Annotated in this window: 23 protein-coding genes, 1 tRNA gene and 1 pseudogene; 3 read left to right on the forward strand and 22 right to left on the reverse strand. The window is 67.4% G+C overall.

What is annotated here, in order from left to right; all coding sequences use genetic code 11:
• The 5 genes from GXY35_00700 to GXY35_00720 form a co-directional block, all read right to left on the reverse strand.
• Positions 1-90: elongation factor Tu (locus tag GXY35_00700; GenBank protein NLW93122.1), on the reverse strand; the 90-nt coding region annotated here is incomplete at its 3' end.
• 91 nt (positions 91-181) lie between these two features.
• Positions 182-257, reverse strand: a tRNA-Thr gene (locus GXY35_00705).
• A 210-nt stretch (positions 258-467) separates the two neighbouring features.
• A complete protein-coding gene (gene ispE / locus GXY35_00710) occupies positions 468-1331 on the reverse strand; it encodes a 4-(cytidine 5'-diphospho)-2-C-methyl-D-erythritol kinase (GenBank protein ID NLW93123.1) in 864 nt (287 codons plus the stop codon).
• Between the two features lie 93 nt (positions 1332-1424).
• Positions 1425-3020, reverse strand: coding sequence for a tetratricopeptide repeat protein (locus GXY35_00715; protein NLW93124.1), 1596 nt, complete (start codon positions 3018-3020; stop codon positions 1425-1427).
• Between the two features lie 157 nt (positions 3021-3177).
• Positions 3178-4047, reverse strand: coding sequence for an ATP phosphoribosyltransferase (locus GXY35_00720; GenBank protein NLW93125.1), 870 nt, complete (start codon positions 4045-4047; stop codon positions 3178-3180).
• A gap of 122 nt (positions 4048-4169) precedes the next feature.
• Between GXY35_00720 and GXY35_00725 the strand changes: the two genes are divergently transcribed.
• The gene (locus tag GXY35_00725; protein NLW93126.1) at positions 4170-5447 is read left to right on the forward strand and encodes a TRAP transporter large permease subunit; all 1278 of its coding nucleotides are present in this window, start codon (positions 4170-4172) and stop codon (positions 5445-5447) included.
• A gap of 27 nt (positions 5448-5474) precedes the next feature.
• Here GXY35_00725 and GXY35_00730 read toward each other — a convergent pair whose 3' ends face one another.
• The 8 genes and pseudogenes from GXY35_00730 to amrB all read right to left on the reverse strand — a co-directional run bounded on the left by GXY35_00730 (position 5475) and on the right by amrB (position 12518).
• The gene (locus GXY35_00730) at positions 5475-6113 is read right to left on the reverse strand and encodes a Na/Pi cotransporter family protein (GenBank protein NLW93127.1); all 639 of its coding nucleotides are present in this window, start codon (positions 6111-6113) and stop codon (positions 5475-5477) included.
• Between the two features lie 25 nt (positions 6114-6138).
• A complete protein-coding gene (locus GXY35_00735) occupies positions 6139-6588 on the reverse strand; it encodes a hypothetical protein (GenBank protein NLW93128.1) in 450 nt (149 codons plus the stop codon).
• Positions 6588-6980 (reverse strand): STAS domain-containing protein, encoded by a 393-nt coding sequence (locus GXY35_00740; GenBank protein ID NLW93129.1) that lies wholly within the window; start codon positions 6978-6980, stop codon positions 6588-6590. The genes GXY35_00735 and GXY35_00740 overlap by 1 nt, the downstream gene beginning before the upstream one ends.
• An 88-nt stretch (positions 6981-7068) precedes the next feature.
• Entirely contained in the window at positions 7069-7647 is a 579-nt protein-coding gene (locus tag GXY35_00745) for a helix-hairpin-helix domain-containing protein (protein NLW93130.1), read from the reverse strand.
• 111 nt (positions 7648-7758) lie between these two features.
• Positions 7759-10251, reverse strand: coding sequence for a leucine--tRNA ligase (locus GXY35_00750; protein NLW93131.1), 2493 nt, complete (start codon positions 10249-10251; stop codon positions 7759-7761).
• 73 nt (positions 10252-10324) lie between these two features.
• Positions 10325-10725: pseudogene (locus GXY35_00755) on the reverse strand (four helix bundle protein).
• Positions 10726-10789: 64 nt separating this feature from the next.
• The gene (gene amrA, locus GXY35_00760) at positions 10790-11515 is read right to left on the reverse strand and encodes an AmmeMemoRadiSam system protein A (protein ID NLW93132.1); all 726 of its coding nucleotides are present in this window, start codon (positions 11513-11515) and stop codon (positions 10790-10792) included.
• A gap of 31 nt (positions 11516-11546) precedes the next feature.
• Positions 11547-12518, reverse strand: a complete 972-nt coding sequence (amrB, locus tag GXY35_00765; GenBank protein ID NLW93133.1) for an AmmeMemoRadiSam system protein B — start codon at positions 12516-12518, stop codon at positions 11547-11549.
• A 159-nt stretch (positions 12519-12677) separates the two neighbouring features.
• On the opposite strand from amrB, the gene GXY35_00770 reads away from it, so the two are divergent.
• Positions 12678-15653, forward strand: coding sequence for a sulfatase (locus GXY35_00770; protein NLW93134.1), 2976 nt, complete (start codon positions 12678-12680; stop codon positions 15651-15653).
• A gap of 25 nt (positions 15654-15678) precedes the next feature.
• Here the strand turns inward: GXY35_00770 and GXY35_00775 are convergent, their stop codons facing one another.
• The 9 genes from GXY35_00775 to GXY35_00815 form a co-directional block, all read right to left on the reverse strand.
• Positions 15679-16137, reverse strand: coding sequence for an N-acetyltransferase (locus tag GXY35_00775; GenBank protein ID NLW93135.1), 459 nt, complete (start codon positions 16135-16137; stop codon positions 15679-15681).
• Positions 16138-16152: 15 nt separating this feature from the next.
• Positions 16153-17118, reverse strand: a complete 966-nt coding sequence (locus GXY35_00780) for an NAD-dependent epimerase/dehydratase family protein (protein NLW93136.1) — start codon at positions 17116-17118, stop codon at positions 16153-16155.
• A gap of 157 nt (positions 17119-17275) precedes the next feature.
• Positions 17276-18232 carry an acetyl-CoA carboxylase carboxyltransferase subunit alpha gene (locus GXY35_00785; protein ID NLW93137.1) on the reverse strand — a complete coding sequence of 319 codons (957 nt, stop codon included), beginning with the start codon at positions 18230-18232 and terminating at the stop codon, positions 17276-17278.
• Positions 18233-18264: 32 nt separating this feature from the next.
• Positions 18265-19380 (reverse strand): L,D-transpeptidase family protein, encoded by a 1116-nt coding sequence (locus tag GXY35_00790; GenBank protein ID NLW93138.1) that lies wholly within the window; start codon positions 19378-19380, stop codon positions 18265-18267.
• A gap of 59 nt (positions 19381-19439) precedes the next feature.
• Positions 19440-20177, reverse strand: coding sequence for a CDP-diacylglycerol--serine O-phosphatidyltransferase (gene pssA / locus GXY35_00795; protein NLW93139.1), 738 nt, complete (start codon positions 20175-20177; stop codon positions 19440-19442).
• Between the two features lie 5 nt (positions 20178-20182).
• Positions 20183-20806 (reverse strand): phosphatidylserine decarboxylase family protein, encoded by a 624-nt coding sequence (locus tag GXY35_00800; protein NLW93140.1) that lies wholly within the window; start codon positions 20804-20806, stop codon positions 20183-20185.
• Between the two features lie 55 nt (positions 20807-20861).
• Positions 20862-21962 (reverse strand): NAD(P)-dependent oxidoreductase, encoded by a 1101-nt coding sequence (locus tag GXY35_00805; protein ID NLW93141.1) that lies wholly within the window; start codon positions 21960-21962, stop codon positions 20862-20864.
• Positions 21963-21974: 12 nt separating this feature from the next.
• Positions 21975-23021, reverse strand: a complete 1047-nt coding sequence (locus GXY35_00810) for a radical SAM protein (GenBank protein NLW93142.1) — start codon at positions 23019-23021, stop codon at positions 21975-21977.
• A gap of 3 nt (positions 23022-23024) precedes the next feature.
• A complete protein-coding gene (locus tag GXY35_00815; GenBank protein ID NLW93143.1) occupies positions 23025-24428 on the reverse strand; it encodes a radical SAM protein in 1404 nt (467 codons plus the stop codon).
• 214 nt (positions 24429-24642) lie between these two features.
• On the opposite strand from GXY35_00815, the gene GXY35_00820 reads away from it, so the two are divergent.
• Positions 24643-25819, forward strand: a 1177-nt coding sequence (locus GXY35_00820) for a hypothetical protein (GenBank protein ID NLW93144.1), incomplete at its 3' end; no start/stop codon positions are given.

The raw sequence follows: 25819 nt of genomic DNA on the forward strand, positions 1-25819 counted from the left end.
CGCCGTCAACGTCGTCTTCCCGTGGTCCACGTGACCGATCGTCCCCACGTTCACGTGCGGCTTCGTACGCTCGAACTTGTCCTTGCCCATCTCCCGTCTCCTTACATGCGCCCGACCCGCCCGTCTCCACGGACCGGCCCGTCATCCCTCACGCCAGCCACGCCTCTCGCGCCTGAAGGCATGGAGCCCACGACCGGGATCGAACCGGTGACCTCGTCCTTACCAAGGACGTGCTCTGCCGACTGAGCTACGTGGGCGCCACCGAATCCGCGTCGCAAGCAATAACCGTGCCACAAAAAAGAGATCGCAGGCGCACAAAACCTTAGCCTGCGATCTGTTCACCAAAGATTCGCAAGTACGGTACGGCCGCGGCACCCGAAAACCCTTTGTGGCGGAGATGCTACCAGCGCGTCACCGGGCTGTCAACAGGTATTTTGGATTATTTCACGGGGGCGCCGGCCGCGCCCTCACACGCTCCCGCCGGTGAGCCCGGCGTGCAGCAATGCCCCCTCCCCGATCTCCCCCGCGATCCGTTCCGCGATCCCGCGGGCCTCGCCCAAATCGGCGGCCAGACCGAAGACGCTGGGGCCGCTGCCGCTCATCGCCGCGCCGAGCGCCCCATGCCCGATGAGCAGCCGTTTCAGGCGCTCGACCTCGCCGCGGTGCGGTCCCGGGGCGTCCTCGAGCCGGTTGTAGAGCAACGCCGCCAGCCGGCGGAGATCCCCGCTCCGGAGGGCGCGGAGGAAACCGCCCTCGTCCGCGGGGCGGGCGGGCGGCGTCGCCTCGAGCGCGGCGTAGACGTTGGCGGTGGAGACGGCGATCGGGGGGGTGACCAGCACGAAGGCCAGCCGCGGGGCGCCCGCGATCGCGACGATCCGCTCCCCCCTCCCGGCGCAGCGCGCCGTCCCGCCCGCGAGGAAGAACGGGACATCCGATCCGAGGCCTGCGGCCACCTCCGCGAGTTCGCCGGTTCCGAGGCCGACCCCCCAGAGGCGGTTCAAACCGCGGAGCACCCCCGCGGCGTCGCTGCTCCCGCCGCCGAGACCGGCGGCGATCGGGATGCGCTTTTCGAGCGCGATGCGGACCCCTTTCCCGGGGGCGGCGCGGAGCCGCATCGCCTCCGCGGCCCGCACGCAAAGGTTCCGGGCGTCGATCGGCAAGGAGACGGCGTCGCACGCCATGGCGACCTCCCCCGGCGCCCCCTCCTCGAGGAGGAGCCGGTCGTGCAGGTCCGTCGTCTGCATCACCGTGACGATCTCGTGATAGCCGTCAAGACGCCTGCCGGAGACGTCGAGGTAGAGATTCAGCTTGGCGGGACAGGATATCTGCATACGGTGTCTGCGGCGGATCGGACCGCGGATCCGGGCGGTTACGGAGGATGCCGAATCCGCGAAGAACCGCGGCAAGGGGCCGTTGCGGCGCCGCTACTCCTTGACGACCTCACGCGGCGGATCGACGGGGGCCGCGCGGCCCTCGGGCGGTATCCCGAGACACGCGCGGAGCTTTTCGATCTTCTTCTGGACGGCGGCATTGCCCGGGTCGAGCGCGGCCGCCCGCGCCCACTCGGCGAGCGCCTCCTTCCACATCCGCTTCCCGTGATACGCGTCCCCGAGATGCTCGCGGATCACCGGATCGTCCCCGATGAGCTTCGCCGCGCGCGTGAGCGCCTTCAGCGCCTCGTCGTACATCCCGCGCTTGTAGTAGACCCAGCCGATGCTGTCCACGTAGGCGCCGTTGTCCGGATCGAGGGCGAGGGCCTTGCCGATCAGATCCTCCGCCTCGTCCAGCTTGATCCCCTTCTCCGCGTACATGTAGCCGAGGTAGTTGTACGCCTCGGCCCCGTCCGGGTTGAGGGCGATCGACTTCTCCAGCGCCTCCACCGCCTCGTCGAACCGCCCGAGGCGCTCCAGCGCCGAGCCGAGATGGAAATGGATCGCGGCGCCGTCGGCGCCGAGTTCGCGGGCGCGCACGTAGGAGGCGGCCGCCTCCTCGAACTCTCCCTGCGCGCTCCGGGTCAACCCGAGGTAGAAATGCAGCGCCGACGACTCGATCCCCTCGTCCAGCGCCTTCTGGAGCAGCGCCGCCGCGTCGTCCTTGCGCTCCTGCATCAGCAGGATCTGCGCCAGTCCGAGGTAGCCCGCCACATCCCGCGGCATCAGGTCGATCAGGAGCCGGTACCGGCTCTCGGCCTTCTCGAGCTGGCCGGTCTCCCGGTACAGGTTGCCCAACAGCGCGTAGATATCGATCTTCAGCGGATAGATCTTCAGCGCCTGCTGATACTCCTCGATCGCCTCCTCGCGCCGGCCGAGCAGGTCGTAGACCTGCGCCAGCTTGTAGCGGGGCTCGAAACGGTTCGGCGCGAGCTCGACTGCGTGCCTGAGATTCCGCAGCGCCCCGTCGGTGTTCTCCTCGCCGCAGTAGAGCAGCCCGAGCTTGAACGGGAAGACCCAGAGGTCCGGGAGGGCGCGCACCGCGCGCTCGAAGACCTCGATCGCATCGAGGCGCAGATCCTCGTTGAAATAGAGCTGGCCGAGGGCGAGGTATCCCTCCGCGTCGCCGGGGCGGAGCCGGATCGCCTCCTCGAACTCCTCGACCGCCTCCTCGACGTCCCCGTGCGCGTAGTGCGCCCGCCCGAGCAGCATCCGCGCCCCGGCGTGGCCCGGATCGTTGCCGACCGCCGCCCGCCCCTCGGCGACCGCACGGGCGAAATCCTGCCGCCGGAAATGAAGCTCGCCCAGGCGGAGATGCACCGACGCCGCGCCCGGGTCGAAGCCGAGGGCGGCCGCGTACTCCTCCGCGGCGCCGTCCGGATCATCCTCCTTCTCGCGGAAGACGCCGAGGCAGTAGTGCAGGTAGGCCTGCGAACGGTCGACGTAGGCGGACGGCTCCCCTCCCCGGTGCACCGTCGACACGGGACGGAGCCCCGCGCACCCGGTCAGAAGGAGACAGGCCGCCGCGCCGCAGAGCGCCGCGCGCGGCGGCCGTTTCGCGCATGCCCGCGAAAGCCGGCCTGCGCCCATCCGCTACCTCCTCTTCTTCTTGTGCCTGTCCTTCCGCATCCGCTTCCTGCGTTTGTGCTTGGATATCTTCGCCTTCCTCTTCTTGCGTCCGCACGGCATGACGTCGATCCTCCTTTTGCACCCTCGATCCCGCGGCGCACGGCGCGAGTTGCGCGGCCTACGGTATCACCTTGTTCAGCGGATACTCGATGATCCCCTCCGCCCCCGCCGCCTTCAGCTTCGGGACCAGGGAACGGAACAGCTTCTCGTCCAGGACCGTCTCCACGGCGCACCAGCCCTCCTCGCTCAGGCGGGAGACGGTGGGCCTCCGCAGCGCCGGCAGCAGCGCGCCGACGGCCGCGAGCGATTTCTCGGGAACGTTCATCTTCACGCCGACCTTCGCCTCCGCGGCGAGCGCCCCGTTCAACAGCATCGCGATCTGGGCGATCTTGGCCTTCTTCCACGGATCCCGCAGCGCCGCGCGGTTGGCGATGAAGCGCGTGGTCGACTCGATCAGGGTATCCACGACGCGCAGGTTGTGGGCGCGGAGCGAGCTGCCGGTCTCCGTCAGTTCGACGATGGCGTCCACGAGCTGCGGGACCTTCACCTCCGTGGCGCCCCACGAGAACTCGACGGCGGCGGAGACGCCTTTGGCCTTCAGGTAGCGCTTCGTGATGTTCACCGCCTCGGTGGCGATCCGTTTCCCCGCCAGATCCTCGGGCCGCCGCACCGGCGAATCGTTCGGGACGGCGAGGACCCAGCGCACCGGGCGGAACCCCTGTTTGCCGTAGATCAGGTCGGCGATCTCCTCGACGTCGGAGTCGTTCTCGACGATCCAGTCCCGGCCGGTCAGGCCGACGTCGAGGATCCCCTGCTCCACGTACCGCGAGATCTCCTGCGCCCTGATCAGTATCCCCTCGATCTCGTCGTCGTCGATACGCGGGACGTAGGAGCGCCCGCTGGCGGTGATGGTGAAGCCGGCCTTTCGGAACAACTCGAACGTCGCCTCCTGCAGGCTCCCCTTCGGCAGCCCTATCGAGAGTCTCACCCGCACGCCTCCTTGCCGTCGTTTCACCCCCGAATGGTATCACGGGGCGGACCGCGGAGCAACGCGTAAACGGACCCGGTTGCGCGTTGTGCGCCGTCCCCCCGATGCGGTATACTCCGCCCATGAGTCAGAGCACGATCGTTCTCGGGGTCTTCATCGCCGCCTACGTTCTCTTCGCCCTCCTCCCCTCCCGCAGGGCGCTCGTCGCGGCGGCGGGGGGCGCGATCCTCGTCGCCTCCGGGGTCGTCTCCCCGGGCGACGCCTGCCGCCTGATCAACTGGAACGTGATGGGGATATTCGTCGGGACGCTCGTCGTCGCCGACGTCTTCATGGAGAGCCGCGTCCCCGCCCGGGCCGCGGAGCTGATCGTCGAGCGGGCCCCGAGCACCGCGGCGGCGATCCTGGCGATCTGCCTCCTGACCGGCTTCGTCTCGGCGTTCGTGGAGAACGTGGCGACGGTGCTCATCGTCGCCCCGATCGCCCTCGCGCTCGCCAGAAAGCTCTCGATCAATCCGGTGAGGATGATGATCGCGATCGCCGTGAGCAGCAACCTCCAGGGCTGCGCGACGCTGATCGGAGACCCTCCGAGCATGCTCCTGGGGGGGTTCGCGAAGATGTCGTTCGCGGACTTCTTCGTCTACCGGGGCAAGCCCGGGATCTTCTTCGCGGTCGAGGTCGGCGCGATCTTCTCGTTCGCCGTGCTCTATCTCCTCTTCCGGCGGCACCGCGAGAAGGTGGAGACGGTCCCGGTGGAGACCGTGAGGTCCTGGGTCCCCGCCGCCATCCTCGGGACCCTCGTCGCCGCGCTGGCCGTCTCCTCGTTTCTCGACAGCGGGTTCTCCTGGCTGGCGGGGGCGCTCTGCATGGGCGCGGCGGCGGTTGCCGCCGCATGGGACCGTTTCGCCAACCGCGCGTCGCTCATCGAGGGGATCCGCACGCTCGACTGGGACACCACGGTCTTCCTGGCGGGGATATTCGTCCTCGTCGGCAGCCTGTCCCTCAGCGGGTGGATCGACACCGTCTCCGCCGCCCTCTCGGCCCTGGTGGGGGACAACATCTTTTTCGGCTACACCCTCCTCGTCTTCGTCTCGATGATCCTCTCGGCGTTCGTGGACAACGTCCCGTTCCTCGCGGCGATGCTCCCGGTCGCGATGGGGATGGCGGAGCGCCTCTCCGTCGAGCCGCCGCTCTTCCTCTTCGGCCTGCTCATCGGCGCGAGCCTCGGCGGGAACATCACCCCCATCGGCGCCTCGGCGAACATCGTCGCCTGCGGCCTCCTGAGGAAGGAAGGGTACCGGGTCGGGTTCGGGGAGTTCATGCGTGTCGGCGTCCCGTTCACCCTCGCCGCAACCGGCGCCGCCTACCTGTTCATCTGGGCGGTCTGGGGGCCGGGGGGGTGATGCGGGCGGCGAGGCGCTGACGCGGGTTCACGCGTCGACGGAGCCCCGCGCGGCCGCGAGCGCCAGACCGACCGCGTGCGCGGCGATCCCCCGCAACGCCTCGAGAAACTCCAGGAACAGCGCCGAGCTCCTGACCGCGCAGGCGCCGGCGGCGAGCCGCTTCTCGTGGGCGGCGCCGATACGCTCGATCATTCGTTCGACGAGGCGCCCCTCCTCCTCCACCTTGCGCGCCAGCGCCGAGTCGCCCGCGCTGAACGATGCGGCGGCGCGCTCGACGAGCGCCGCCGTTTCGGCGTGCAGATCCCCGATCTCCTTGATGGCGTCGTCGCTGAAGAGGAGCCCCGCCCCGATCTTGGCCGCCGCCGATTCGCAGAAACCGTCGAGACAGTCGCCGATGCGCGCGAGCCTGCTGACCGCCCCCAGATGGGACTCGACCGCCGCCTGCTCCTCGGGGGAGGCAGCCGGGGCGAGCGCGACCAGGGAGGCGGTGATTTCCTCGGCATCCCCCGCGAGGAAGCGCGCCTCCTCCCGCGCCCGGGCGACCCGCGCCGCGTCCGACCAGTCGAACCCCTCCGCGGCGAGCCGGTGGGCGCGCTCCGCTCGCTCGGCCATCGCGCAGATCCCCGTGCGCGCGGCGGCGAGCCCCTCCCGCACACGTTCAGACATGCCCGTTCCTTTCGCCGATGCGCCGCTACCGCGGATTTCGGCGGAAGATGAAGACCAGGATCGTGAGGAGCGCCATCCCCCCGTATTCGAACCAGCGGATCCCCTGCCGGATGTCGCCCAGGAAGCTGATGCCCGATTCGATCTCCCCGCCGGTTCGCATAAGCTCCGCGGCGACGGTCACGAGGAAGAGGGCGCAGCGGAGCACGACGACGAAGAGGGCGCACCCGATGATCGAATCGACCGCCTTGTAGACGATGCGCAGCGGCAGCCCGTCGGTTTTGCCGACCTCCCGCCCCCCGCGCCGCGCCTCGCCGCGGCGCGGCGCCGCCGAGGCGGAGGAGGGGCTCGGAGAGGCGCCCTGCGCGAGCGGCGCGCCGGTGCGCGAGAAGCGTGTTCCCCCCCGCTCCATCCGGTCCCCGCAGACGGGGCAGCGGCTGCCGCCGAAATGGTAGACCCTGCAGCGGCGGCAGTACATCAGGCGTTCTCCTCGAACGATTCGATCACCTTCTTCTCGTCGTCGAACGGGGGGAAGAGCCCCTCCAGCCGCGCCATCTCGAGGACGTGGCGCGGCGCCCCGGTCAGGTTGAGCAGCCGGAGGTTCCCGCCCTGCTGCCGGAGACGCTTGAGCTCGGCGAGGAAGACCCCGATCGTGGAGCTGTCGATGTAGGTGACCTTGTCCATGTCGACAACGATCCGCACGATCTTGCGGGCGATGTAGGCGTCGATGAGCTTCCTGAGCTCCCCGCAGTTGTAGATGTCGATCTCGCCGGCGAGTTCTATGATGCCCACCGGGCCCGCCTCGCGGACCAGCACCTCCATCTTGCCCATCATCCCCAGGATCTTCCGCTTCGTCTCGCCGCCGCTCATCTGGTTCCTCCCGTCGGGCGCCGTGAGGCCGCCACGGCTACATGGTGCCACAGAGGCCGCGCGGATCACAGGGAAAAGGCGGCCGCCGTCACTCCGCTTCGCCGACCGCGACATAGCCGCGGAGCGTCTCGAGCTTCTTCTCGCCGATCCCGGGGACCCTCCGCAGATCATCCGCCCGCACGAACGGCGCGCGGGCCCGCTCGAGAAGAATGGCCCGGGCGAGCTTCTCCCCCACCCCGGGGATGCGGGCGAGCTCCTCGGCCGAGGCCAGATTGGGGTCGAGGGGCTTCAAACAGACCGGTCGCCTCGACCTCCGCAGCGCCTCCTCGCGGCGCCGTTCCTGTTCGGCGATCGTCTCTTCCGCCCGGGGGACGTAGACCGCCTCCCCGTCCGCGAGAGGCAGACGGCGGTCGACCGCGCCGAGGTCCGCGCCGTCTGCCGGTCCCGCCGCCGCAGCGGCCTCTCCTCCCCGCGCGCCGCGCCTGACCCGGCGCAGGCCCGGGCGGTCGACGGCCCCGGCGACGGTCACGGCGATCGTTTCGGCCTCCCCCTCCCCGCCGGGGAGCAACGCCCGCGGGCGGGCGCGCTCGACGTGCCAGAGCGCCGCCGCGAGCAGGACCCCGAGGAGGACGAGGACGGCGAACCGCTCATCGAAATGCAGCTTCATCGTCCGCCGCGCTTCACCGCAACGCCGCGTGCCGCGGACCGCCGCCGCGCGTCGCCGGGACGCGCCGCCGTCGTCGTGGCGGCATCCGCGGCGATCCGTGGCGGAACCGTTTCAGTTCACCACGAGGTTCACCAGGCGCCCGGGGACGACGACGGTCTTGACCAGCCGTTTCCCCTGCGTGTGCGCCTTCACGTTCGGTTCGGCGAGCGCCGCCGCGAGGTGCGCCTCGTCGTCCGCCCCCGCGGCGATCGGGACCCTCCCGCGCAGCTTCCCGTTCACCTGCACCGGCACGGTGACCGTCTCCTCCTCGACGAGGGCCGGGTCCCACTCCGGCCACGGCTGGCGGAAGACGCTCCCCTCCCCTCCGAGCTCGCGCCAGAGCTCCTCGGCGAGGTGCGGCACGAACGGCGCGAGGAGGAGGATGATCGTCTTCAGGGCGCATGCGGCCGCCGCGGGCTCCCGTTCCGGCTCCCCGGGGCGGGGGCGGAGATAGCCGCGCAGGGCGTTCTCCAGCTCCATCAGCGCCGCGAGGGCGGTGTTGAAGTGGAAATTCCCCTCGATGTCCCGGGTCACCTTCCTGATGGTGCGGTGCACCGCGCGCCGGAGCGCCTCCCCGGCGGGGGAGCGCGTGTCGGCGGAGCCGGCGTCTGGCCTCGCGCGCAGGGAAGCGGCCAGCGGGAGGGCGAGTTCCCAGAGTCCGCGCAGGAACCGGTAGGCCCCGATCACGCTCTCGTCTTTCCACTCGGCGTCCTTCTCCGGCGGGCCGATGAAGAGGGTGTAGAGGCGGACGGTGTCGGCGCCGTATCTGGCGATCAAGGCGTCGGGGCTGACCGTATTCCCCTTGGACTTGGACATCTTCGCCCCGTTCTTGACGATCATCCCCTGGGTGAAGAGGTTTTTGAACGGCTCGGGAAATGAGACGAATCCCGCGTCCTGGAGCGCCTTCGTGACGAAGCGCGAGTAGAGCAGGTGCAGGATCGCGTGCTCCACCCCGCCGATGTACTGGTCCACCGGCAGCCACCGGTTCACGAGCTCCGCGTCGAAGGGGCGGCGGTCGTCGCGCGGGGAGAGGTAGCGGAGGTAGTACCAGGAGGAGTCCACGAAGGTGTCCATCGTGTCGGTCTCGCGGCGGCCCTCCCCGCCGCATCTCGGGCAGCGGCAGGCGACGAAGGAGGGGCAGCGGGCGAGCGGCGACTCCCCGGTGGGGAGAAACTCCACGTCGGTCGGGAGGAGGACCGGGAGGTCCTCATCGGGGACCGGCACGATGCCGCACCGGTCGCAGTAGACGACCGGGATCGGGGCCCCCCAGTACCGCTGGCGCGAGATGAGCCAGTCGCGGAGGCGGTAGCAGACCGCCCTCCGCCCGAAGCCGTCCCGCTCCATCAGGTCGGCCATCGCCTCGATCGCCTCGCGGTTCGGGAGGCCGTCGAATTGTCCGGAGTTCACGAGGACGCCGTCGCCCTCGTAGGCCCCCGTCATCCCCGCGGCGTCAGGCGGCCGGTCCTCGCCTCGGATCACCGGGACGACGGGGAGGCCGTACCGTTTCGCGAAGTCGAAATCGCGCTGGTCGTGCGCGGGCACCGCCATCACCGCACCCGTCCCGTACTCCATCAGCACGTAGTTGGCGACCCAGATCGGGATCCGCGCCCTGGTGAACGGGTTGACCGCCTCCTCGCCGGTGAAGAGCCCCTCCTTCTCGGTGTCGGCGGCGACGCGGGCGATGCGGCCCTGTCCGACGGCGCGTTCCGCGAAGCGCCGGAGCTCCGCGGCGCGCGGCCCCTCCCCCGCGGCGAGCCGCCTCACCAGCGGGTGCTCGGGCGCCACGACCATGTAGGTGGCCCCGTGAATGGTGTCGAGGCGCGTGGTGAAGCAGGTCAGGGTCTCGCCGGTCGAGGCGAGGCGGAAGTCGATCTCGCACCCCTCGCTCCTCCCGATCCAGTTCCGCTGCATCGTCTTGACCCGCTCCGGCCAGTTCGGCAGCAGGGCGAGGTCGTCGAGGAGCCGCTGGGCGTAGGCGGTGATCCTGAAAAACCACTGCTCGAGCTCCTTCTGCCGGACGGCGGCGCCGCAGCGCTCGCACCCGCCGTCGACGACCTGCTCGTTGGCGAGGACGGTGGCGCAGGAGGGGCACCAGTTCACAAAGGCGCTCTTCCGGCAGGCGAGGCCGCGCTCGAGGAACCTCAGGAAGAGCCACTGGGTCCAGCGGTAGTACTCCGGTTCGCAGGAGGTCACCTCGCGGTCCCAGTCGTAGCAGACCCCCCATTCGCGGAGCTGCCGTTTCATCACGGCGATGTTGTCGAGGGTGCTCCGGCGCGGGGAGAGGCCGCCCTTGATCGCCGCGTTCTCCGCGGGGAGACCGAAGGCATCCCAGCCCATCGGGGTCAGGACGTGGAATCCGCGCATCATCTTGTAGCGCGCCACGACGTCGCCGATGATGTAGTTGCGCCCGTGCCCGACGTGGAGGGCGGCGGACGGGTACGGGAACATCATCAGACAGTAGAATCGGGGGCCGGCGGGGGCGTCGGAGGCCTTGAAGAGGCCCGTCTCCTCCCAGTACCCCTGCCACTTCCTCTCGATCTCGCGCGGAACGTATGGTCTGTTCATCTGTGCCTTTTTCGAACTTGTATGCCGACCCGGGGAGCCGGGGAGCCGGAGAACCGGGGACTAGGCGATCAGATCACGCGCGTGAGCGCGCATCCCTGATGATCCAACTGTCGGCGCCTTCTATCATCTTGACCAACTGGGCCATAATGCAGTCGTAGCTTTTGTCCAAATCCTCCGCCTCCGAGGCACCGATATATCCGCAGCGAACACTGAATTCAATCCATACCGGTTCTCGGATGCCTCCGTCTCGGCATCGCTCAGCTTGCTGATGAAGGCGGCCTTGTACCGCCTTTTCCTCCACGCCTCCGAGATGTTGGCGCAGACTGATCTCGAAGACCGTCGAAACTGGTCGACAAGCGAATATCGCTCAGTCGAGGGAAACGAACGGGTGAGGCGGAACACCGTCATCGCGGCGTCCATCGCGCGCTGAAAGACGTCCAGTTCCTTGTAGCTTCTAAGTATCGCCACCCCCACGCCCTCTTCTTCCCTGTCCCCGGCTCCCCCCTTCCCCGGCGCCCCCCTTCATTCATCCCGCCCCTCACCGGTCCTCCCCAAATACGTCCGCGGTATAGACCAGCACCTCGTACTGATCCGGGTGCTTCCACGCGTCGTCGGGGAGCCCCGCCTTGTTGCGGCACAGGTGCGTCCAGAAATACGCGGCGTCCCGTTCGGGGAAATGTTCGCTCCAGACCTGCGGCAGGTAGGTCCCCCCCCCGCGGCCGAGCCGGTCCCGGATATAGATGCCGTGGACCCCCCTTCGTATCGAGAGCGGGTCGGCGACCGGGAGGAGCGGGGAGAGCGCGGAGATCTCGAGGCGGATATCCTTCAGCTCGGCCGCCTGGACCGGCGGGAAACGCCCGTCGCGGCTGCACGCGTCGATCGCCATGTCCCGGACCGTCTCGAGGAGCGGCACGGCGGAGACGAAGTTCCCGATGCACCCGCGGAGCGGCTCGGGGTGCACCGGGCTCGACGCGGCCGGATTCGTGATCGTGACGAAGGCGCCGCGCTTCTCCCGCAGGGCGGGGGTGGACGGGTAGCCGCCGAGGCCGACGACGTCCCGCGACCGCACGTACGCCTCGACCGCGTCCCGCGCGATCCGCAGCAGCGTCTTCTTCTCCGCATCCGTCAACGACCGTTCCCCGTCCGGTGCCCGCATCGCCTCCTCCTCCGCCGCGTGGGGGACGGGGGCGCCGGGTTTCTGCGCCGCCCACGCGGCCGCGATCATCGCGGCCGCCGCGACCCCCCCGATCGCCGCCGTTCTCATCGGCCGCCCCCTCGCGACACGCCTCCCCGCCTCAGTTCTGCGTGGTGAACAGCATCGACACGTAGCTGACGCAGTGGCTCCAGTCGCCGGTCAGCTCCCCGGATGTCGTGTACTGGAGGAGCGTCCCCGCCGCGTCCGCGGGGAGCGCCTCGAGCAGGATGCCGATCGGGGCGTGCCCGCAAATCGTCGCCCCCGTCCGCGCCACGTAGTCGGCGAACCCCGCCGCGTCGCCTCGCCGGGCGAACCCCGCCGCGTCGAGGTCGAGCTTCTTCAGCTTCTCCTTCACCTCGCCTGTGAACGGCAGGTAGCCGAAATTCGCCCCGTAGTGCGTGAAGTCGGAGCTCGCGATGATGACCGTTTCGGCGTCGAGCAGCGTCTTCAAAGGGGCGGCGAGGGCGGCGCAATCGGCCGGCGCGACGTCCCCCACGACGACGGGAACGAGCCTGAACTCCCCGAGCGTCTCCTGGAGGAACGGCACCTGCACCTCGAGGGAGTGCTCGCCCTCGTGGGCACGCGGGAGGACTGCGTACCCGGGGCTCTTGGCGAGCTCGTCGCACGCCGCGCGGTCCACCGGGACGTCGCCGAGCGGCGTCCGATAGACCGCTGCGTCCGTGAGCGCCGCCCCCCTGAACCCGACGCGGTGCGAGGGGGCCAGCACCACGGCCCGCCTGAACCCCTTCCCCGCGAGGAGCGCGTAGCCGCTGGCCGCCGTCGCGCCGGAGTAGGCGTAGCCCGCATGGGGGGAGATCAGACCCGCGATGCGCCCCTCGACCCTCCTCCCCGGCGCCGCGTCGAGGAGTCCCCGGATCTCTTTCCGCAGCGCCGCCGCGTTCCCGGGGTAGAACTGCCCGGCGACCGCCGGCTGCCGCACCTTCGTCTTCATCCCCGCCACCCCCTCCCCGGACGGTTCCCTCCCCGCGGCGGTCTGTCTTCCGCAGCAGGCCACGCACGCCAGCACCAGCGCCCCCGCCGCCCCCGCCGCGCACCGCAGGATCCCGCGCATCGCCGCTCCTCCCCCGCACGCCCCGACCGCCGTATGCTAGCATAATGCAGGGCGAAAGCAACCATGCCGCCGGGCAACGGCGCGATTGCCGCCAGAAGCGGCACTATGCTACAGTGCGTTCCGATGTGCGCACTGCGGCACCACGGGATACCCCTCGCCATGCCACGCACACTGGTCGGGTTCGCGCTGATCTCCATCTATGCAAGCCTGCTGCTATGGATCCTCGAGCTCGGCCACGCTCTTGCCGGCGGGGGATGGGAATCCTGGCCCGCGGCTGAGATACTATCGTTCGCGCTGCTCACCTTCCTCCTGTTTGCCGGATGGGCGGTCGCCGCCACGCTCGGGCAATGGGGCTTCGTGTCGCTGCTCTCCCTTCTCCACCGGCGCATCGCGTCGGTGCGCGGTGAGGCGCGCGCGCGCACCTACACCGCCCTCGCCGCGACCGCCGCCCTCGCCCCCGCGGTCGCCTATTTCACCCTTCTTCTCTTCTCGGGAAAGGGGATTTCCCGGTTCGCCCATCTGGCTGTTCTCAGGGCCTCCTTTCTCGTCCTCTCCCTCCTCGGGGTTTTTTCGCTCGCGAGCCTGATCGCCGCCCTGGCACGTGGATGGTTCCTGCCCGCGCGGCGCTTCGCAAGGGGCTTCTCCGTCGCTGCCGGCGCATTCCTGATCGTCCTTCTCTACGGCATCAACGCCCGCTGGTATGTCGGCCAATATGAATTCGTTCACCGGGCGCTCTGCATCCTGATCTTCCTGCTGACCGAACTCCTCGTCGCCAGCCTCCTCGGGCCGCAAAGGATCGCCTCGGTCCCGGGCGGCGCGGCGCCCCGCCTTCTCCTTCTTGTCGCGTTCCTCATGCCGTGCGAGCTTGCGATCCTCTCCCGCGTCGTCGCCGGAACACCTGGCAGCCGGATACTCTCAGCGGTCTACTCGCGGATGCAGATGGGCAAGCACCTCATGCGCCTCTACCGTTTCAAGACGAGGATCCGGGCCGGAGACTGGAGGATGCACGCGGAGTACCTGGCGGCAAGGGACGCCTTCTCCGACCGGTCGACCAAGATCGATCGGAAGGGCTGCAACCTCATCTGGATCTACGTGGACTCGCTCCGCGCGTCGAACCTCCCCATGTACGGATACCCCCGGGACACCTCGCCGCGGTTGAGGGGATTCGCCGCGCGCGCGGCGCTCTTCATGCATGCCTACGCGCAGGGAACGATGACCCAGTGGTCCGTGCCCGCCACCATGACGGGATGCTACTACTCGACCCTGATGCGGAGGGGCGATGTCGAAGCGCTCACGGGAATCCTGGCCCGCCACGGCTACCAGACCTTCGTCGCCAATGCCGAGCTCATGCAACCTTTCCTCCGGCGATGGGACCGTGCCGGTTTCGACCAGATCTCCGCCGGCGATCTCACCGCCCCGGAAGTGACGCGGGCGGCCGTTGCCATGCTCCAGCGACGGATCCCCGGCAGACCGTTCTGTTTCTTCCTCTTCTACGGCGAGCCCCACTTCCCGTACACCAAGCACGCGGGTTTCGACTACGGCAACCGGGAGGAGGACTGCTACGACAGCGAGATAGCGTTCACCGATCGGCACATCGGCGACCTTCTCGACGAGGTGCGGCGCGCCGGATTGCTCGACAGTACCATCGTCGTCATCACCGCGGATCACGGCGAGGAACTCGGCCGGCACGGCGGCTGGGGCCACTCCCGCCAGCTCTACGACGAAAACATCCACGTCCCGCTGATCGTCTCCGTCCCCGGCGTCCCCCCCCGCGTCGTCGCCAGCGCGGTGCAATGCATCGACATCGTCCCCGCCCTCGTCGGGATGCTCGGTCTGTCGACGAACGCCCATCGCGACGGCGGCGACATCGCCCCCTTCCTGCAGGGCCTCCATCCCCCCTACACTCCCCGGGTCTACTCCGAAGTCGCGGCCGCCCAGCCCGAATCGGTGTGCCTGATCCATTACCCGTGGAAACTGATCTACTATCCGCGCCGGCTGTACTTCGACCTGTTCAACCTGGTGAACGACCCGCTCGAGCGCCACAACCGGTTCAAGGACGCGGGGGCCATCGGGGTTACATTGCAGGAGATGCTCCTGTCATGGATCGCCTATCGGGACCGCGACACCGCCCCGCGGGAGGCGGAATCGCCGGGGGTGGCCACAATCGTCGACCGGATCCGCAGCCGCGCGCCGGAGATGTTCGCCTCTCTCGACGACCTCGACGTCGAGAAGATCAGCCCGCGGGATTTCGCGCTTCTCCAGCGCGAGCTCCAACCGTATCCGTGCCGCGAAACAGCGGCCTTCTACCTCCTGGTGGCGCGCAGCGCCCCGCGCCTCCGCCAGGATGCCCTGGGGGAGCTGGCGAGGACGTTCAAGGCGGCGCACGAGTCCGCGGGGAAGACGGGCATTCCCGCGCAGCAGCGGGATGCGGCGAGCGGGGTGGCGTCCGCGTTCGATGCCCCCGGCGTAGCGGAGTTTCTGCTTTCGATCGTACGCGAGGGGAACAACCCTTCGGAGGCAGCCTGCCTTGGCCTGATCAGGGACGCGCGGCTGACCCGGCTGAGCGACGATCTGTTCGATCTGTATCAGCGCCGCAGGAGGAGACTGCTCGCCGAGAGGCTCTTCCCCCCCTTTCGTATCTGGCGATGGCTCTTCCCTGGGCGCGCGGTTCACTCCGAAGATTGGATCTTTGAAACGCTCTGTTCCTTCGGCGATCCGAGGGTCGCGGATCGGCTCGTGCGGAAGGTCGAAACGCTGAGTGTCGGGGAGCAGATCGACAGCATCCAGTATTTCGTCTATTATCACGACGAGCGCTGCCGCGATGCACTGCTCAGGCTCCATGAGCGACACGCGTCATCGGCCCCGGAGTTTACCGCCTTGTTGGCGTCGCAGATCGGCGCGTCGCGCAACCCGTTCATGCTCCCCGTGCTCCGGAGGATATTCACCTGCCCGTCGGATTCCACGCAGCCATCGGCCCTCCCCTTCGCCAAGAAGGAGGCGATCCTCCACTTCATCGACATCAAGGGGAGACACAACCTGTCACGGGAAGACCGGGCCGCCATCCTGGGGGCATGCAGAGGAGACCCCGACCTCGGCCAATTCAGGGAGATCAAGGAGCTTTGCCTGACGCTCTAACGTGGGAGGCGAGGCGCACCGCCGGTCACCGGTCAATGTCGACCGCGACCGACACCTCGCCGCAGTCGGGAAACTTGTGGCAGTTCAGGCAGTCGCTCCAGATCTTCTGCGGCAGTTTCGACTTGGCGATCCTGGAGAAGCCGCACTTCCTGAAGAATTTCGGCACGTAGGTCAGGGCGAAGACACGCCGGATGCCCAGCCCGCGCGCCTCATCGAGGCACCGGGACACCAGCGCCCGCCCCGTCCCTTTCCCCTTGTGCGAGTCGCGCACGGCGAGCGAGTTCACCTCGGCGAGGTCTCCCCAGACGATGTGCAGCGCCGCGCAGCCGATCATCCTCCCCTTCTCCTCGGCGACGTAGTAGTCCCGTATGTTCTCGTAGATATGGTTGAGCGAACGTGGCAGCATCAGATCCTTGTCGGCGAACTCGTTGATGAGCTTCTGTATCCCGGGCGCGTCGCTGAGCAGTGCCTTGCGTATCTTCATCACGCCTCCTCGACGTCAATCATTCTTCGCGAGGTGTTCCGCCGTGCGCCGGATGATCTCGTCGAGCCCTACCGATGGACTGAAGCCGGTGAGGCGCTTCAGCTTAGAGATATCCGCGGCCCGGCGCTCCATATCCTCGAACCCCGTCTCGTACGCCTCCTCGTAGGGGACGAGGCGTATCGGGGAGTCGCTCCCGGTGAGCGTTTTGATCCTCTCGGCCAGGGCCAGGATCGATATCTCCTTGTTGTTTCCGATGTTGATCACCTGCCCCTCCGCATCCTTCAGGCCGTCAAGGGCAAGGAGCGCCCGGATCAGGTCGCCCACGTACAGGAAGCTCCGCGTCTGCGTCCCGGTGCCGTAAACGGTGAGCGGCTCTCCCCGGAGCGCCTGCCGGATGAGGCGCGGCAGCACCATCCCGTAGCGCCCGGTCTGGCGCGGGCCCACGATGTTGAAGAGCCGGCAGACGACCGCGGGGAGTTTGCCCTCCCTGAAATACGCCAGGGCAAGAAACTCGTCGATCGCCTTGGAGCAGGCGTAGCTCCAGCGCGATTTGACGGTCGGGCCGAAGACGATATCGTCGTCCTCGCGGAACGGGATGCGGGTGCTCTTCCCGTACACCTCGGAGGTGGAGGCGATCACGACCTTCTTCCCTTTCTTGGCGGCCATATCCAGGCAGATCTCGGTCCCCCGTATGTTCGTGGAGATCGTCCGCACGGGACTCTCCACGATGAGCCGGACCCCGACCGCCGCCGCGAGGTGGTAGATCATGTCGCACCGGTCGACGAGTTCCGCCATCACCGGGCAATTCATGATCGTGTCGAGCGTGTAGGTGAACCGCGGGTTCGTCTTCATGCCGTCGATGTTCGTCATGCTCCCGGTCGAGAGATCGTCGATCACGTCGACCCGGTCGCCGCGATCGAGCAGCACCTCCGCCAGGTGTGACCCGATGAATCCCGCGCCCCCCGTGATCAGAACCCGCATCGTGCCCTCCGTCATGTAAAAGAGTGGTGCACACGGTACACGCGGTCATCGGCGCATGCCAACAGGCGGATGCCCATCCGCGTCCCGGCATTCGCCCCGCGTGTGCCACGGCGGAGCCGGCGCCTCCCCGCTCCCCGCTTTTCGAGGCGGCGAAACGTCACCCCTCCGTGAAACTCCCCATCACACGGTACTTCTCGTAGCGCCGCCGCACCAGCTCCTCCCCGGGGATCCCCGAGAGGCGGTCCAGCGTCTCGAGCAGCGCACGTTTCAGCTCGCGCGCCGCCTCCTCAAAGTTGCGGTGCGCCCCGCCGAGCGGCTCGGGGATGATCCGATCGATCACCCCCATCTCGAGAAGCTCCCCGGGAGCGAGGCGCAGGGTGCTGGCGGCCTCGGCGGCCTTGCCGGGGCTCTTCCAAAGGATCGCGGCGCACCCCTCCGGAGAGATGACCGAGTAGTAGGAGTTCTCGAGCATCATAACCTCGTCGCCCACCCCGATGCCGAGCGCGCCGCCGCTCCCCCCCTCCCCGATGATGATCACGATGATCGGCGCCTTCAACGCCGCCATCGCGCGCAGGTTCCACGCGATCGCCTCCGCCTGTCCCCGCTCCTCCGCGCCGATCCCCGGGTAGGCGCCGGGGGTGTCGATGAACGAGACGAGCGGGAGGCGGAACTTCTCCGCGAGCTTGAACATACGGTGCGCCTTCCGGTACCCCTCCGGGTGGGCGCTCCCGAAATTGCGCAGCAGATTCTCCTTCGTGTTTCTCCCCTTCTGGTGTCCGACCACCACGGCGGTGCGGCCGCCGAACCGGGCGAGGCCGGTGACGAGGGCGCGGTCGTTGCCGAAGAACCGGTCCCCGGCGAGTTCGACGAAACCGTCCGCCACCAGGCGGAGGTAGTCGAGCGTGTAGGGACGATGCGGGTGCCGCGCGATCTGGACGCGCTGCCAGGCGTTCAGGTTCCCGTAGATTTCCCGGCGCATCGCGTCGAGCTTGGCCTGGAGGCTCGCGATCTCATCCGCCACGTCGACCGGCTGCGTCTCGGAGAGCTTCTTGAGCCCCTCGATCCTGGCCTCGAGTTCGATGATCGGCTTCTCGAAGTCGAAGCCTCCATTCATGGCGTCCTCTCCATATTCCGCTGGTCGCGTCGCTATTCCACGATCTTGACGGGGGTGCCGACCGGCACGATCGCGTACAGTTCCTCGACGTCCTCGTTCAGCATCCGGACGCAGCCCGCGCTGGCCTGCTTCCCGATCGTCTCGGGCTCCCAGGTGCCGTGGATGCCGTAGCCGGGCGAGTCGATCGCCATCCAGCGGGTGCCGAGGAGGTTCCCGGGATCCCCGTACGGGATGACCCCGCCGCCCGGCCTGAACCACTCCGGCTTCTCCTGCTTGAGCGTGATCTTGAAGTCGCCGGTCGGGGTCGAGCCCTTCGTCCCGGTGCCGACCGGGTAGAGTTTCGCGGGGCGGCCGTCCGCAGAGAGCAGGAGCGTGTTCTCGGACTTATCGACGGCGACGGAGAATCTCATCGCGCACACCTTCAGGCGCTCGCCGATCCGCACCCCGTCGCGCCCCGGCTCCTTGCCGTTCATCAGCCTGAGGAGCTCCACGGTGGTGCCGGCCCGTTTCGCGATCGCCTGGAGCGAGTCTCCGGCGCGGGCGACGTACTCCTCGGTCCCGGGGACGATCTCGCGCGAGAAGAGCGCCCTGACGAAGATCTCTCCCGCCGCCCCGCCCGCGGCGCGCGGGGAGGCCGCCGAGGCGTCCAACGCGGCCTCGAGCGCCCCCGCCACATCCCCTTCCCTCTCGAGGGCCTCGGCCCGGATGCAGAGCGCGTCGGCCTTCAGCGAAGAGCCCGGGTAGTCGCGCAGGAAGGCGTCGACGGACCGCTTCGCCTCGACGAGGCGGCCGCCGCCGAACGCCTCCCTCGCCAGGGCGAGCGTCGCGCGGGGGTGAAAGGACCGCGCCTCCGGCGAGGCGAGCGCCTTCTTCCACGCCTCGATTGCCTCGCCGCCGCGCCCCGTCTCCTCGAGGCAGATGCAGAGGCGGCAGAGCGCGTCGAGCCCCTCGGGCGAGGAGGCGCGCGCCGAAGAGACGGCCCGAAGCGGGGTGGCGGCCTGCGCGTAGTCGCCCCGGTCGAAGAGGCTCACGCCGCGGGCGTAGTCGGCCCGCCACTGCCTTAGCCGCCAGGCGTGATGGGCGAACGCCGCGCCCGCCGCGAGGGCGACGAGCGCCGCGATGACCGTGGAACGCCTGCGAGGCGCCATTCGATCCCCTATCTTTCGTTCGACCGCCCCGCGGGAGGCATTCCCGTGCAACAACCCGCTCAGGGACTGTTCCCGTCCTCGGGGATCGGATCGGCGAGGAGGATCGACCGTATCCACGCGGTGACGGTCCTGAACCTGAAACGGGCAAGGATGCCCGAGGCCGTGTACGCCGCGAAGAGGATAAAGAACGAGATTTCCGGGAACGACGCCACGATGCTCGCCGTGATCACGATGCCGACGAGATTGAGGAACGGCTTCTTCTTGCGGGCCCCCGTCCCCTGGAAGGCGGGGTAGCGCAGGGTGCTGACCATCAGGTAGGAGAGGCCGAGCATCAAGAACGGGATGAAGGTGACGAGGAGGTGCAGCTCGTACCTCCCGGCGAGCACGATGACCGAGCAGATCAGCCCCGCGGAGGCGGGGGTGGGGAGGCCGGTGAACGCCCTGCGCTCCTCCTTCGATGCCTGTGCGTTGTAGCGCGCGAGCCGGAGGGCGGAACAGACCGCGTAGAGGAAGACGATGCCCACCCCGAAGCGCCCCATCCCGGAGAGGACCATCGAGTAGCCCATGAAGGAGGGAACGATGCCGAAGCTGAGCATATCCGCGAGCGAATCGTACTCGATCCCGAAGCGCGTTGTGGCGCCCTTCAGGCGGGCCACGTAGCCGTCTACGAAGTCGAAGAGCATCGCCACGAGGCACGCCTCCGCCGCGTACAGGTACTGGGCGCGCATGATGAAGGTCATCGCCAGCATCCCGCAGAAGAAGTTGGCCGTCGTGAGCAGGCCCGGCAGTATCGCCACCTTTTTCATCCGATCCCCGCGATCATCGTCTCGCCGCCGCGGACGCGCTGCCCTTCGCGCACGAGAACGCGCGCCTCGAGCGGGAGGAACACGTCCACCCGCGACCCGAACTTGATCAGTCCGATCCGCTGCCCCGCCCGCACCCGGTCGCCGACCGTGCACCGGCAGACGATCCTCCGCGCGATCATCCCCGCGATCTGGCGGACCGCCGTCGGGGTGCCCGCGGCGCTGATGCCGATGGTGTTGTTCTCGTTCACCGCGGAGGCGGCTTCGCGCATCGCGTTCTTGAACGCCCCGCGGCGATAGTGCAGATACTCCACCGTCCCGCTCACGGGCGCATAGTTGACGTGCACGTCGAAAATCGACATGAAGACGCTGATCCGCCGCACCCGGCGGCCGAAGTAGCCGTTCTCCGCCACCTCGTCGATGCGGGTCACCTTCCCGTGCGCGGGGGCGATCACCGCCCCCTCGGCCGCCGCGGCGGTCCGCGACGGGTCGCGGAAGAAGACGGCGATGCACGCGGCGAGGGCGAGAAAGACGAACGGCCACGGGCGGCCGACGAACGCCGCCACGGCGGCGAAGGCGAAGGCGAGCGCGATATAGGGCAACCCCTCCCGTGCCACTCTCATCCCTGCACAGTCCTCTTCGATTGCAGAACGCAGTATAGCACAGCCCGGGCGACAATCAAACGTCCCGCCCGCGGCGGGCCGCGGGGGACGAACGGCGGCCGCGGCGGCAGGTTCGCGCCAGGATGTCCCTGGCCACGGTCAGCAGCCTTTCGCGCCACAGCACCCCGTGGTGCCCCAAACCGATCTTCCCCTGAAAAGCGTCGACATTGGCGACGTACCAGTCGTAGGTCTCTTTAAGCGCGTCCAGATTGCTCTGGGCCGGGTCCCAGCCGATGAGTGCGCGGGCCCGCGACGTATCGACATAGCAGTCCCTGTCGGCGGTCTTGTAGTGCCACGCCCACATCTGGGTGAGACCGAGTTTCTCGATGACCGTGAGGGCGAACTTCGTCGGCGCCGCGGGGAGGCGAATGAGGCGGGAACCGGTGCCCGCGTGAAAGACGAGCGCCCCGAGATCCTGGCGGACCGTCCCGAAGGTCTCCGCTCCGAGGTTGAGCGTGACGTTCCTTATCGGCATGGTCGCCATCCGGTAGACCCCCTCCGCCAGGTCGGAGACGCCCATCAGCTGGTACCGGTTCCCGCCGCCGCCGATGAGCGGGACCGGGGCCCCGCGGTGGATCCAGTCGCACAGGAGCTGGAACACGCCGAACCGCCCCGCCCCGATGAACGACTTGGGCCTGAAGACGCTCGCGTTTAATCCGTTCGCGCGGTACCCTTCGAGCATCGATTCGCACTCCGCCTTGGAAACAGCGTACGGATGCTGGGGGGCGAGGGGCGTCTCCTCCGGAACCGGCGGGTGGAACTCGAAGTAGCCGTAGACGACCGTCGATGAGCAGAAGAGGAATCTCGGGATATCGTTTTTGAGACACAGGTCCAGCACGGCTTTGGTGCCGCCGAGGTTCACCGAGCGGATCTCCTCTTCGGGGGAGTCATGGAGCGCGGCGGCGCAGTGCACGACGCAATCGACCCCGGTGAACAGGCGCGCGTGGGAGAGGATCTCCCGCACATCAAGCAGGTGGAGTTCGATCTCCTTCTCGAGGTCGCCCCAGAAGTAGAACCGGTCCCGATCGAGCCCCACCACCGTCCACCCGTTCTCCAGGAACCTCTTGACGAGGTGGGTCCCGAGAAATCCCGTTGCGCCGGTCACGAGCACCTTCACCCGAAGCCTCCTTTACCTCAGCAGGTTTTCCTTCAGGAATACCTTAAAATCCTTGATGCTCTTCGTCGAGACGCCGAACACGGAGGTCTGGTAGAGGAGGTCGCAGGACGCGCAGAGCGGCACCTCCCCGTGCCGCCCGGAGGCGATCGTTTCCCTGATCCGCCGCATCTGTTCGGCGTTCCAGATGTCAAGGAGCGCCGATTTTCCGGCATCCCCGAGCAGGTAGCGGCGGTGGAAGTCCATGCAGCACGGGGCGACCGTGCCGTCCCAGAGGATATGCATGCTCATCCACGGGTAGGGGCATGGGGTGTACCGGAGGCGGATGATCCCCCTCCCGGGAACGGTACGCCGCATATAGCCGTACCGGCTCCCGCTGAGGTGTTCCTCGATCTCCCCCACGTAACGGTGGGGGGTGACGTAACGGTAGGTGTCGAGGGGGAGCCCCCTGAAGGCCGCCTTGAATCTCGACTCGTTTTCCCGGCTGGCGGTCTCGAGAAACGGTTTCGTCTGGATGAACTGGACGCTGGCATACGGTTTCCGCGACCGCAGGCGCTTCTTTATTTCGAGGAATCGGACGACGTTGCCGACCGCCTGCTCGAAGACCCCGCCGCGCCGTATCGACTCATAGGTCTTCTTGACATAGCCGTCGATCGAGAAGGAGATGAAATCGAGCCCCGCCCGGATCACCGCCTCCGACATCTCCTCCGTGAGCAGCGTGGCGTTGGTCTCGAGGCGCACGTTAAGCCCTGCGTCATGGGCGTATCGAACCATCCCGTCGATCCCGGGGTGAAGAAACGCTTCGCCGCGGCCGATCAGGTTGATGTCGACGGCGAAGCCGGCCGCCTCGTCGATCAGTTTCCGGTAGAGGCCGGAGGCCATGCGCCCGGGGGCGTGGACATGCCCGCGCCCCGTCGGGCAGGATATGCAGCGGAGGTTGCAGACGTTGGTCGGTTCAATCCAGAGGCGGACGGGGGGATGCGGACAGATCGTCAGCCGTTTCCGGTATTGGGCCGCCGCAGCCCATAGACGTCGGAGGTTGCCAAGGAGGCGGGGGGGCATGGCTTAGAGGATCGACCAGGCCGAGGTGACGAGGTTGCAGAACTCGCGCCAGGAACGAACCCGGCCGAGCGTGCGCAACACGAATGAGGGGCGGAGGTAGAAGGCCCGGTACGCCCGGCCGAGCCACCGGTCCAGCTCCTCGCCCTGCACATGGGAGTCGTAGTAGGCGATCCGGCCGATGATCCCCCGATCGCCAAGGGTGAACTCCCTCCAGTAGTCGATTCCCGTCCTCTCCTTGATGCGCTCATAGAGCTCGCTGTTGGGCACCGGCACGAGCTTACTGATGGAGACGTAGTCGATGTCCAGGGAGACCGCCAGCGCGATGTTCTTCCGGATGCTCTCCACCGTCTCCCCGGGACAGCCCAGGACGAAGAAGCCGAGCGTCATCAGCCCCGCCTCCTTTGCCCAGCGCACGGCGTTGCGCATCGTCTCCGGGGATATGTCCCGCCGTATCAGGCGCGCCACCTCGGGGTCCGCGGCCTCGAAACCGTAGTTGACCCGGATGCAGCCGGCGGCCTTCATCAGCCGAAGCGTCTCCCTGTCCACGCAATCCGGGCGCGTGCGGATGGCGAAATCGAACCTGAGCCCGCGCCGGAGCACCTCCTCGCAGATCGCGGAGACGCGTTTCTTGTTGACGGTGAACGTCTCGTCCTGGATGAAGATCTCCTTCACCCCGAACCGTTTCACGCACTCCTCCATCTCGTCGACGACCCTCATCGGGTCGCGGAGGTGGTGAAAACCGGTCATGTCGCAGTAGAGGCAGTGGAACGGACACCCCATCCCGGAGAGCATCACGGTGATGGGCCAGTGTCGGGTGAGGATCGTGGTGTAGCGGTCGTTCGGGATAAGGTGGCGCGCCGGGAACGGAACGTCGTCGAGGGTGGTGGCGTCCTCGCGCGGCGGGGTGAGAACGACCTCCCCGCCCTCGCGGTAGGCGATCCCCTTGACCCGATCAAGGTTCCTCGCGCCGTCCCCGATCGCCGCGAGGAGCTCCGGCAGGGTCTTCCACCCCGGGCCGATCACCGCGTAATCGATCGCGCGGTGCGTCATCGTCTCCCGGGGGTAAAGCTTCAGGTGAAAACCGCCGACGACCACCGGCACGCGGAGCGCCGCCCTGATCGGCGCGATCCAGTCGAGCGTTTCGAGGAACGGCTCGGTCAGGAGGTTGAAGCCAATGACGTCGGGGCCGAACGTTTCGAGTTCCCGGATCGTCGCGGGGATGTCGAGCCCACACGCGTTCGCCTCGACGATCCGCACCGCGTGCCCTTCCCTTTCGAGCAGGGCGGCAAGGTAGCAGATGCTCAGGTTGGGGAATACCTGCCCGCGGTCGCTGTATTGCCGCTGCACCTTGCGGGTGTATTTGAGCTTCGGCATCTCGTTCTTGGGATTGACGAAGGCGATCTTCACGAGACGGAGTATAGCAAAGACGGGGCCTTGTCGGAATGGAATCGTACTCCCCCGCCCTGCGTGGGGATGTAGATTAAAGTGTGGGCTTTCGGAGAGATGTTGGCTCCCGCCCACCCCTAGGGGTGGGGGCGCCGCGAAGATTAGTATTGTCAAGAAGGGCTTGGATAAATAAAAGGGTACAACCGCTTTCCTGCCAGAAAGGAGGTTGTACCCAGTGAAGCAACTGCACTTCGGAGGCTATTCTACCGCACAATGGGAGGAACTCGCCAGCCATATTAGGGAGAGGTTCTGGGAGGAGGCTGAGCAGAGGCGTATGGAGGATATACGGTGGCTGATGCAGGAGCAGATCAACGAGGAGTTCGAGCAGCAGATCGGGGCGGCGCGCTATGAGAGGAGTGCAACACGGCAGGACGAGAGGACAGGATATAGGACAAGAAGCTACGAGTTCAAGGGGGGGTGGCTCAGGGGGCTGCGGATTCCGCGAGCCAGGAAGATCGGGATACGGTTTACGATATTCGATCAGTGGGAGCGAGTGCAGCCGGCGGCATATGAAGCGATGCTGACGGCGTATCTGCTCGGGAGGAGCAGTGCGGCGGCGGTAGCGATTAGCGAGATGTTCGGCCAAAGCCGGTTCTCGAGAAGCTTTATGCAGCGACTTGTGAAGCAGTTCGAAGAACGGTTCAGGGTATATCAGGACAGGGAGATTACGAAGCGCTGGTCATATGTGTTCATCGACGGGATGGCAGTCAAGGAGCACGACGTCTATCTAAGGGATAAAGTGGTGATTTTTGCCTACGGGATGAACAATGACCACGAGACGGATCTCCTGGGGTGGGTCGTTGCCGACGAGGAAGATGAGAATGCCGTGCGGGGACTGCTGCTGGACCTGAAGAGAAGAGGGCTTGCACGGCCGGAGATGTTCATTTCAGACGATGCGGGAGGGATCAAGGCAGCTATTGCGCTCGAATATCCGCAGGTGCCCTGGCAGCTTTGCGCCTTTCACAAGATTAAGAACATCCAGGATCATCTGCTGTCGCAGGAGAACAAAAAAGCCATCTTGAGGGAGGCAGGGGATATTTACCAGTGTTCCCGCTCAAGGAAAGAGGTGATCAAACGGTTCAACGCGTTTGTCCGTCGTTGGAAAGGCAAAGAACCGGAGGCGGTGAGGCTGTTCGCCCAAGGGTTCGAGCACACGCTGCGCTACTTCGCATGCCCTGAGCATATGTGGGTGTCGGTGCGAACCAACAACCCCCTGGAGCAGTTCATCGGGAAGGTACGGGCATGGACAGGGAGGTTCAACTACTTCCAGGGACGAGCAAACCTCAATTTGGCGCTGTTTACGTATGTCGTGTATAAATCCGGAGAGCTTGTGCCCGGCTATTTGACTAAGC

This window comes from Chlamydiota bacterium (genome assembly GCA_012729785.1).
Lineage (GTDB): Bacteria > Auribacterota > Tritonobacteria > UBA1439 > UBA1439 > UBA1439.

What these genes read in the sequence shown, in the direction of transcription:
- ispE (NLW93123.1), bottom strand. Translation starts at nt 1,331, where the DNA reads ATGCAGATATCCTGTCCCGCCAAGCTGAATCTCTACCTCGACGTCTCC.
- GXY35_00715 (NLW93124.1), bottom strand. Translation starts at nt 3,020, where the DNA reads ATGGGCGCAGGCCGGCTTTCGCGGGCATGCGCGAAACGGCCGCCGCGC.
- GXY35_00725 (NLW93126.1), top strand. Translation starts at nt 4,170, where the DNA reads ATGAGTCAGAGCACGATCGTTCTCGGGGTCTTCATCGCCGCCTACGTT.
- GXY35_00730 (NLW93127.1), bottom strand. Translation starts at nt 6,113, where the DNA reads ATGTCTGAACGTGTGCGGGAGGGGCTCGCCGCCGCGCGCACGGGGATC.
- GXY35_00735 (NLW93128.1), bottom strand. Translation starts at nt 6,588, where the DNA reads ATGTACTGCCGCCGCTGCAGGGTCTACCATTTCGGCGGCAGCCGCTGC.
- GXY35_00740 (NLW93129.1), bottom strand. Translation starts at nt 6,980, where the DNA reads ATGAGCGGCGGCGAGACGAAGCGGAAGATCCTGGGGATGATGGGCAAG.
- GXY35_00745 (NLW93130.1), bottom strand. Translation starts at nt 7,647, where the DNA reads ATGAAGCTGCATTTCGATGAGCGGTTCGCCGTCCTCGTCCTCCTCGGG.
- GXY35_00750 (NLW93131.1), bottom strand. Translation starts at nt 10,251, where the DNA reads ATGAACAGACCATACGTTCCGCGCGAGATCGAGAGGAAGTGGCAGGGG.
- amrA (NLW93132.1), bottom strand. Translation starts at nt 11,515, where the DNA reads ATGAGAACGGCGGCGATCGGGGGGGTCGCGGCGGCCGCGATGATCGCG.
- amrB (NLW93133.1), bottom strand. Translation starts at nt 12,518, where the DNA reads ATGCGCGGGATCCTGCGGTGCGCGGCGGGGGCGGCGGGGGCGCTGGTG.
- GXY35_00770 (NLW93134.1), top strand. Translation starts at nt 12,678, where the DNA reads ATGCCACGCACACTGGTCGGGTTCGCGCTGATCTCCATCTATGCAAGC.
- GXY35_00775 (NLW93135.1), bottom strand. Translation starts at nt 16,137, where the DNA reads ATGAAGATACGCAAGGCACTGCTCAGCGACGCGCCCGGGATACAGAAG.
- GXY35_00780 (NLW93136.1), bottom strand. Translation starts at nt 17,118, where the DNA reads ATGCGGGTTCTGATCACGGGGGGCGCGGGATTCATCGGGTCACACCTG.
- GXY35_00785 (NLW93137.1), bottom strand. Translation starts at nt 18,232, where the DNA reads ATGAATGGAGGCTTCGACTTCGAGAAGCCGATCATCGAACTCGAGGCC.
- GXY35_00790 (NLW93138.1), bottom strand. Translation starts at nt 19,380, where the DNA reads ATGGCGCCTCGCAGGCGTTCCACGGTCATCGCGGCGCTCGTCGCCCTC.
- GXY35_00800 (NLW93140.1), bottom strand. Translation starts at nt 20,806, where the DNA reads ATGAGAGTGGCACGGGAGGGGTTGCCCTATATCGCGCTCGCCTTCGCC.
- GXY35_00810 (NLW93142.1), bottom strand. Translation starts at nt 23,021, where the DNA reads ATGCCCCCCCGCCTCCTTGGCAACCTCCGACGTCTATGGGCTGCGGCG.